Origin of the sequence: Aeromonas sp. QDB30 (assembly GCF_027707645.1) — a bacterium.
In the GTDB taxonomy this organism is placed as follows: Bacteria; Pseudomonadota; Gammaproteobacteria; order Enterobacterales; family Aeromonadaceae; genus Aeromonas; species Aeromonas caviae.
Window position 1 is genome coordinate 59,328 of the sequence record NZ_JAPCIY010000017.1, and the last position, 7,696, is coordinate 67,023.

The 7,696-nt window shown below is 60.6% G+C and carries 8 protein-coding genes and 1 tRNA gene; 6 read left to right on the plus strand and 3 right to left on the minus strand.

Annotated features, from left to right (window positions below; genetic code table 11):
- Window positions 1-40: 40 nt before the first annotated feature.
- The gene (locus PG896_RS07820; RefSeq protein ID WP_270835581.1) at window positions 41-766 is read left to right on the plus strand and encodes an MOSC domain-containing protein; all 726 of its coding nucleotides are present in this window, start codon (window positions 41-43) and stop codon (window positions 764-766) included.
- Between the two features lie 140 nt (window positions 767-906).
- A tRNA-Pro gene (locus PG896_RS07825) sits at window positions 907-983 on the plus strand.
- A gap of 235 nt (window positions 984-1,218) precedes the next feature.
- Here PG896_RS07825 and PG896_RS07830 read toward each other — a convergent pair.
- Together PG896_RS07830 and PG896_RS07835 are read right to left on the minus strand one after the other, a co-directional pair.
- Window positions 1,219-1,746 (minus strand): AbiTii domain-containing protein, encoded by a 528-nt coding sequence (locus tag PG896_RS07830; RefSeq protein WP_043153443.1) that lies wholly within the window; start codon window positions 1,744-1,746, stop codon window positions 1,219-1,221.
- 123 nt (window positions 1,747-1,869) lie between these two features.
- Entirely contained in the window at window positions 1,870-2,334 is a 465-nt protein-coding gene (locus PG896_RS07835; RefSeq protein ID WP_039039661.1) for a thioesterase family protein, read from the minus strand.
- 131 nt (window positions 2,335-2,465) lie between these two features.
- Between PG896_RS07835 and recQ the strand changes: the two genes are divergently transcribed.
- Entirely contained in the window at window positions 2,466-4,301 is a 1,836-nt protein-coding gene (gene recQ, locus PG896_RS07840) for an ATP-dependent DNA helicase RecQ (RefSeq protein ID WP_052815789.1), read from the plus strand.
- A gap of 116 nt (window positions 4,302-4,417) precedes the next feature.
- Here the strand turns inward: recQ and PG896_RS07845 are convergent, their stop codons facing one another.
- Window positions 4,418-4,720, minus strand: a complete 303-nt coding sequence (locus PG896_RS07845; RefSeq protein ID WP_052815790.1) for a c-type cytochrome — start codon at window positions 4,718-4,720, stop codon at window positions 4,418-4,420.
- A gap of 104 nt (window positions 4,721-4,824) precedes the next feature.
- On the opposite strand from PG896_RS07845, the gene PG896_RS07850 reads away from it, so the two are divergent.
- From PG896_RS07850 to PG896_RS07860, 3 genes are all read left to right on the plus strand, one after another.
- Complete coding sequence (locus PG896_RS07850; RefSeq protein WP_270835582.1) at window positions 4,825-6,252, plus strand: protein adenylyltransferase SelO; 1,428 nt, start codon at window positions 4,825-4,827, stop codon at window positions 6,250-6,252.
- Window positions 6,253-6,262: 10 nt separating this feature from the next.
- Window positions 6,263-6,550 (plus strand): DUF3630 family protein, encoded by a 288-nt coding sequence (locus tag PG896_RS07855; protein WP_124245089.1) that lies wholly within the window; start codon window positions 6,263-6,265, stop codon window positions 6,548-6,550.
- 144 nt (window positions 6,551-6,694) lie between these two features.
- Entirely contained in the window at window positions 6,695-7,369 is a 675-nt protein-coding gene (locus PG896_RS07860; protein WP_201873102.1) for a 7-cyano-7-deazaguanine/7-aminomethyl-7-deazaguanine transporter, read from the plus strand.
- Window positions 7,370-7,696 lie beyond the last annotated feature (327 nt).

The window sequence follows — 7,696 nt, forward strand, 5'->3', positions numbered from 1 at the left end:
GTGATAAGATCCGCATTCCCCCATCCGTCAGGAGAATGGAATGCGGATCTCCCTCTTCATCGGCCAGAGCGCCGAACTGAACCCAGAGCAGGCCCCCGGCCTCATCAGTGCCATCCACAAGCAGCCTGCCGACGCCCCTCTGTGGTGCGATTTCCTCGGCCTTCGTGGGGATGAGCAGAGCGACAGACGCCATCATGGCGGCCCGGATCGGGCCCTGCACCATTACCCTGCGGAGCACTACGCCTGGTGGAAAACCTGGCAAACCGCGCTGGGGCTGCCTGTACCACGCACACCCTGGCAGCCTGCTACCTTTGGCGAGAATCTCTCTGGTTCGGGGCTGACCGAGGCGCAGGCCTGCATCGGCGATGTCTATCGACTTGGAGAGGCGCTGATCCAGATAAGCCAGCCCAGATCCCCCTGTTTCAAGCTCAACCAGCGCTTTGGCTATGGCCAGCTCTCCCAGGTGATGCAGCTGAGTGGCCGCTGTGGCTGGCTGCTGCGGGTGCTGGAAGAGGGAAGGGTGGATCCGCAGGGGGAGCTGACACTGGTGGACAGACCCTACCCTGAGCTGACGGTGAAGCGCACCGCCGACATCCTGTTCAACCAGGCCCGCAATGAGGAAGATCTGCAACTGCTGCTGGAGAACCCGGCGCTCTCTCCCAACTGGCGCCAGCATGCGGCTCATTGGCTGGAACATGGAGTGGTGGCGGATTGGAGCCGGCGTTTGCTGGGGCCGACCGAGTTCAGGTTGCCTCGACAGGACTGAAGGCAGGCGGAAAGATACCTTGTGGCGATTTTTGCTGCGACTCGCTGAATTATTGAGCGTAAAGCCATTTTTTTAGAGTGAATGCAAAAAAAGGCTTGTGTCGGGTCGGGGCTTTCGGTAAATTCTCGCCCCGCAGACATCGGTGTGTAGCGCAGCTTGGTAGCGCACTTCGTTCGGGACGAAGGGGTCGGAGGTTCGAATCCTCTCACACCGACCACATTTAAAAAGGCCGCTCAATGAGCGGCCTTTTCGCATTTGGTTTGTTGAAGCAAAGCTGACATTTCCATTGTCGATTGCTTCTACTGCTCCGATCTCCCTCATCTGCCCAACTAAAAGGGCCACCGCTCGGTGGCCCCACTGGTGGAGTCTGATCCTGACTCCGGCACTCTAGATTGTGACAATCTCGTTATGGGTCTTGTCGATGGTGCCCTCCTTGCGCCCCAGGCGCTCATTCAGATATGCCAGTGTTGATGCCGCAATGCCTTGAAACCGTGTTGGGTTTGCAGGGCCGCATGCTTGGGGTACTCACTAATGAAATGTGCTATTCCCTCCATCAGTTGTAAACGCAGCGAAGACACGGGCTCATGCCAGGCTTGCAGGCAGAGATGACCAGGGATCAGCTGCTCTCGATACGCTTCCAGCAGCGATTCCGGCCAGGGCTCGATATGGGAATCGTGACGCAGTAAATAGTGGGCGGCGGGTTCACGGGCATAGATGAACTGAACTTGGGCCAGGTCGCGTTGGCTTAGCGTTTGGCTGCCGATATGGCAAGTCAGATATTTCCCCGTCTTCAGATTCAGGAAGTGACCGCGTTGCCGACAGGCAATGATGCGATACCAGGGCAGGGGTGAACAAAGAGAATACCCCTCCAGCTCCTGTTCCAACCAGTGACGGCACTCTGGGGTCTGCACTTCTTCGCGCATGGCCTCAAGTCGTGTCAGCAAGGCTCTGGATGGTTGGGTAGCCAGTATCGCGCTCATCGTCTGCAATCCTCCCTCTGCACAGAATCCCGACTTTCAGTATGGACCCTGAGCGGAGGAGGGGGTAAGAATTCTAATGATTAAAATCAGCTTAGAAGCGCACTTTTTATGCAATAAAAACCGTTAGCCGACGAGGTAGGTCCCCGTGCCGAAGGCGATGTGAGTGCCCTCTTCGTTGTGCAGCTCCATGCGGGCGACCGCGACCTTGCTGCCTGCCCGGATGATGTGGGCGGTGGCGATGAACTCGTTGCCGCGACCGGGACGAAGATAGTCCACTCGCAGATCGATGGTGCCAAGCCGCGAGAAGCGCTCCTTGAGATAGCTGGGGGAGAAGTCCTCCAACTCGTCGATGCAGGAGGCGGCGACTATCATGCCGCCCGCCACATCGAGCAGGCTGGCGGTGACGCCGCCGTGCAGTATGTTGTGGAAAGGGTTGCCGATGAGCTTCTGTTCCATCTTGATGCGCAGCTCCACCTTGTCGAAGTCGTAGTGGGTGACTTGCATGCCGATCAGCTTGTTGAAGGGCATTTTTTCGGCGAACAGGTTGGCTATGCCACTGAGCGCCATCTTCTTGAGCATCTGTTTCATTCCTTCAGTCCGCCCTGTCATCAAAGCCGAGTAAAAACTCCAGCCAGTCTGCAACACTTCCTTAACACTCGCAATGGCAGGTTTATTGTGGGCGGCGGCTGCTTTAGAATGGCGACCCCAAAGGAGAGCCCATGACCGTCATTGCCGAAACCCTGCCTGACCCTCAGCCAGAGAATCCCCTTGCCCTGTTGCAGGCGGTGTTTGGCTATCAGCAGTTTCGGCCGGGCCAGCTCGAGATCATCGAGCAGATAGTGGCGGGGCGCGATGCCCTGGTGCTCAAACCCACCGGCGGCGGCAAGTCGCTTTGCTACCAGATCCCGGCGCTGCTGCGACCCGGGCTCGGTGTGGTGGTCTCCCCCCTCATCTCGCTGATGAAGGATCAGGTCGACACCCTGCGCGCCAACGGCGTGGCGGCGGTCTACATCAACTCGGCACTGAGCCGGGAAGAGATGATCCAGAACTTCGCCGCCATGCGCCGGGGCGAGATCAAGCTGGTTTATGTTTCCCCCGAGCGTTTGCTGCAGCACGAGTTCATGGACCGGTTGGCGGAGCTGCCCCTCGGCCTGTTCGCCATCGACGAGGCGCACTGCGTTTCCCAGTGGGGGCACGATTTTCGGCCGGAATACGCGGCGCTGGGACGGCTCAAGCAGTGGTTCCCCCAGGTGCCCGTGGTGGCGCTCACCGCCACCGCCGACGAGGCGACCCGCAGCGACATGCTGCACCGGCTGGAACTGAACGATCCCTTCATCCACACCGCCAGCTTCGATCGGCCCAATATCCGCTACAGCCTGGTGGAAAAGTTCAAGGCGGCCGAGCAGCTGCTGCGCTACGTGCAGAGCCAGAAGGGCAACTGCGGCATCGTCTACTGCTCCAGCCGCAACCGGGTGGAGGAGGTGGCCGAGCGGCTCTCCCGCCACGGCTGCAAGGCGGCACCCTATCATGCAGGGCTGCCGCTGGAGCTGCGCCAGCAGACCCAGGAAGCCTTCCTCAAGGATGACATCGAGATCGTGGTGGCGACGGTGGCGTTCGGCATGGGCATCGACAAGCCCAACGTGCGCTTCGTGGTGCACTACGACATCCCGAAGAACATCGAATCCTACTATCAGGAAACCGGCCGTGCCGGGCGTGACGGCACTCCCGCGGAGGCGCTGCTGCTCTACGATCCCGCCGACATCGGTCGGGTGCGCCGGCTGCTCGACAACATCGAAAACCCCCAGCAGTTGCAGGTGGAGCAGTACAAGCTCAACGTGATGGCGGCCTTCGCCGAGGCGCAGACCTGCCGCCGTCAGGTGCTGCTCAACTACTTCGGCGAGTACAACGACAAGCCGTGCGGCAACTGCGACATCTGCCTCGATCCACCCCAGAGCTATGACGGCACCGAAGATGCCCGGAAGGCGCTCTCCTGCGTCTGGCGGGTGGGACAGAATTTCGGGGTGGGTTATGTGGTGGAGGTGCTGCGCGGTTCGCTCAATCAGCGCATCAAGGATCACGGTCACGACAAGCTCTCGACCTACGGCATCGGCAAGGATCAGAGCCACGAATACTGGATGAGCGTCATCCGCCAGCTGATCCACAAGGGGTTGCTGACCCAGAACATCACCCGCAATCTGGTGTTGCAGCTGACCGAAGCGGCCCGACCCGTGCTGCGTGGCGAGATGAAGCTGGAACTGGCAGTCCCCCGCCTGCAGCCCATCTCCAGTCGCAAGGAGAAGCGCAACGGCCTGCTCGACAACGCCAACTATGACAAGCGGCTGTTCAAGGAGCTGCGCGCCCTGCGCAAGCAGATCGCCGAGGATGAAGAGGTGCCGCCCTATGTGGTGTTCAACGACGCCACCCTGGTTGAGATGGCACAGCTCATGCCGATGACCGAGGAGGAAATGCTGGCGGTCAACGGTGTCGGTCACCGCAAGCTGGAGCGCTTCGGTGAGGCCTTTATGGACCTGATCATCGACTACTGCCGCCGGTAGGGTCGGCCCAGGTAGACCTTGTCATCGACCGCTGCAGGCCCAGGCCGGTAGGCTGGCACAACAAGTAGGCTGGCACAACAAACAGTGGAAAGGCGCCCGTTGGTCGGCGCCATGCATTATTTCAGGCTGGCGTAATAGGCTGCCAGATTCTCCATGTCCGCCTCGGTCAGCATCGCCATGAAGGGAACCATCAGCGGCTCGGTACGGGAACCCTCCTTGAACGCTTCCATCTGCTTGAGCAAATAGGCCTGGTTCTGGCCCGCGAGGTGGGGGTAGGTCGGGACGCTCGCCTTGCCATCCGCGCCATGACAGGCGGCACAGACCACGGATTTGGCCTTGCCTGCGTCTATGTCGGCCGCCTTGGCCTGATGGCCCCAGGCAAGCGCCAGCAGGGGCAGGGTATAGACCCACTTTGGCATCGTCTTCTCCTTGAAATGAATAATCGTGATCGCCTGTTAGCCTCGACGAGCCGACGGCGGTATAAAGAGTGACACGAGCATACGCAGGGACAACCTCCATTACCATGAAGTTGATCAACACTTTTGCCACCGAACTCCCTTGGGCTTGCGAGCCCGTTGCCCCGCAGCCGCTGCATGGCCCCAGATTGCTGCATCTGAACCGTGCGCTGCTTGGTGAGCTGGGGCTCGGGGAGGTGAGCGAGGCGCAGTGGCTCGCTTGTTGCGGCCAGGGGCAGCCCCTGCCGGGCATGCAGCCGGTGGCCCAGGTCTATGCGGGCCACCAGTTCGGTGGTTACAGCCCGCGCCTCGGGGATGGCCGCGCTCTGCTGCTGGGGGAGCAGCTGGCGCCTGATGCCAGCCGCTGGGACCTGCACCTCAAAGGGGCGGGCAAGACGCCATTCTCCCGCTTCGGCGACGGCCGTGCCGTGCTGCGATCCAGCATTCGCGAGTACCTGGCTTCCGAGGCGCTGCATGCCCTCGGCATTCCCACCACCCGGGCTCTGGTGCTGCTGGGCAGTGACGAGCCTGTCTACCGGGAGCAGGTGGAGAGCGGGGCGACCGTGCTGCGCACCGCGCCGAGCCATCTGCGCTTCGGTCATTTCGAGTATTTCGCCTGGAGCGGGCAGGGGGAGAAGATCCCCGCCCTCATCGACTATGCGCGGCGTTACCACTGCCCCGAGCTGGCCGATGGCGCCGAGCTGTTTGCCGAAGTAGTGCGCCGCACCGCGCGGCTCATCGCCAAGTGGCAGGCGGCGGGGTTCTGTCACGGGGTGATGAACACCGACAACATGTCCCTGCTCGGGTTGACCCTGGATTACGGCCCCTACGGTTTCATCGACGCTTATGTGCCGGACTTCGTCTGCAACCACTCGGATCCGGATGGTCGCTATGCGCTGGATCAGCAGCCTGCGGTCGGATACTGGAACCTGCAGAAGCTGGCACAGGCGCTGGCCGGCCATGTGGATGGCGACGCGCTCGCGTCGGCCCTGGCCCAGTACGAGCACCAGCTGATGTTGCACTACTCCGAGCTGATGCGCGCCAAGCTGGGGCTGGCGGTGTGGGAAGAGGAGGATCCGGCGCTGTTCCGCGAGTTGTTCCGGCTGCTGGCGGCGCACAAGGTGGATTACCACCTCTTCCTGCGACGTCTCGGTGAGGTGACGCGAGAGGGAGCGTGGCCCGCCAGCCTGCTGGCCCTGTTGCCGGATCCTGCCGTCTGGCAGGGGTGGCTTGAGGTCTATCGGGCACGCCTCGCCCGGGAAGGGAGCGAGGATGGCGTGCGCAAGGGGCAGATGGATGCAGTCAACCCCAAGTATGTGCTCCGCAACGCCCTGGCCCAACAGGTGATAGAGGCGGCAGAGCAGGGCGACATGGCGCCGTTCGAGCGGCTGTTTGCGGCCCTGCAGCATCCCTATGATGAGCAACCGGAATACGAGGATCTCGCCACCCCGCATCCGGGCTGGTATTGCGGGGGCGAGCTCTCGTGCAGCAGTTGAGGTGCAACGGATGAACTGGCGTATCACGCAGACAGACAGGGAAGCCGGGGTGGTGATGCTGACCTGCCCGGGCCTTGACTGGGACAGCTTCCCGACTCTGGCCGAGGCCCTGTTGCAGGAGTGGGAGCTGGCGGCTCTCGAGCGGGAGTGGGGGGCGGATCGCCACAGCTGGCTGCTGGAGTTTGAAGGCAGCCGCTTTCGGCTCGAGTACGAACATTACAGCGGCTGCTGGCTGGCGGCGGTGCAGCCGGACGACGCGGAGGCGCTGCTCTGGCTGGCTCGGCAGTCCCAGGAGTAAGCTTGGCGTGCGATGCGAGTCAATCCCTTGAGATAACCGCATAAAGATTGAACTATCAATTTTGGGGCGTATAATCTCGCCCCTTGATTATCGCCATGGTGGCGATATGGGTTCCCTAACCCCATTAACCAAAAAGGTCACAATATGAACCTGACTCCGGCTCAGTACCAGACGGCACTGATACGTCTCTCGTTGTTCCACATCCTGGTCATTGCCAGCAGCAACTACCTGGTGCAGCTGCCGATCACCATCTTTGGCTTCCACACCACCTGGGGTGCCTTCAGCTTCCCGTTCATTTTCCTGGCCACCGATCTGACGGTGCGGATCTTCGGCGCCGGCCTGGCACGCAAGATCATCCAGACCGTGATGCTGCCGGCATTGACCGTCTCCTACGTGCTCTCGGTGCTCTTCTTCGAAGGGAGCTTCCAGGGGGTGGGCAATCTGGCAGAGTTCAATCTCTTTGTTGCCCGGATCGCGTTAGCCAGCTTTATGGCCTATCTGGTGGGCCAGTTCATGGATGTGGTGGTGTTCAACCGCCTGCGCCTGCTGAAAGCCTGGTGGGTGGCACCGGCGGCCTCCACCCTGTTCGGCAATCTGGTGGATACCATCGCCTTCTTCAGCATCGCCTTCTGGCGCAGCACGGATCCCTTCATGGCCGAGCACTGGGTCGAGATCGCGACCGTAGATTACGTATTCAAGTTGCTGATAAGTCTGGGGTTGTTTGTGCCGCTTTACGGTGTGCTGCTGCGCTATCTCAGCCGCAAGCTGGTGGGGGAGGCCGGATTGGCTGGCCTGCAAGCTGCTACGCGACAAGCCTGACGAGATTGACCACCCCCATGGGTGGTCAATTTTTTTGCGATCTTCGCAAATAAGGCTTGCACAGTTAAATGAGAATAATTATTGTTACCTTGTTTTCCGGGAAAGACTTCATTTGTTCCAACGTGATGGACTTCTTGTGAAGGCACGACATTGCTCACATTGCTTCCAGTTAAGGGGCCAGTAGTTTACTGGCCCTCTTTTTTGCGTCTTTTCCGCCATCAGCGGGCATAAAAAATGGGAGCCAGGGCTCTAATGCCGATCAGTTAAGGATCCATTGACCGATCCTCAGGCTGTGTAAGAATCCGAAACTCCTTGTTGGGTTTCGGA

What these genes read in the sequence shown, in the direction of transcription:
- recQ (WP_052815789.1), top strand. Translation starts at nt 2,466, where the DNA reads ATGACCGTCATTGCCGAAACCCTGCCTGACCCTCAGCCAGAGAATCCC.
- PG896_RS07830 (WP_043153443.1), bottom strand. Translation starts at nt 1,746, where the DNA reads ATGAGCGCGATACTGGCTACCCAACCATCCAGAGCCTTGCTGACACGA.
- PG896_RS07850 (WP_270835582.1), top strand. Translation starts at nt 4,825, where the DNA reads ATGAAGTTGATCAACACTTTTGCCACCGAACTCCCTTGGGCTTGCGAG.
- PG896_RS07845 (WP_052815790.1), bottom strand. Translation starts at nt 4,720, where the DNA reads ATGCCAAAGTGGGTCTATACCCTGCCCCTGCTGGCGCTTGCCTGGGGC.
- PG896_RS07835 (WP_039039661.1), bottom strand. Translation starts at nt 2,334, where the DNA reads ATGAAACAGATGCTCAAGAAGATGGCGCTCAGTGGCATAGCCAACCTG.
- PG896_RS07855 (WP_124245089.1), top strand. Translation starts at nt 6,263, where the DNA reads ATGAACTGGCGTATCACGCAGACAGACAGGGAAGCCGGGGTGGTGATG.
- PG896_RS07820 (WP_270835581.1), top strand. Translation starts at nt 41, where the DNA reads ATGCGGATCTCCCTCTTCATCGGCCAGAGCGCCGAACTGAACCCAGAG.
- PG896_RS07860 (WP_201873102.1), top strand. Translation starts at nt 6,695, where the DNA reads ATGAACCTGACTCCGGCTCAGTACCAGACGGCACTGATACGTCTCTCG.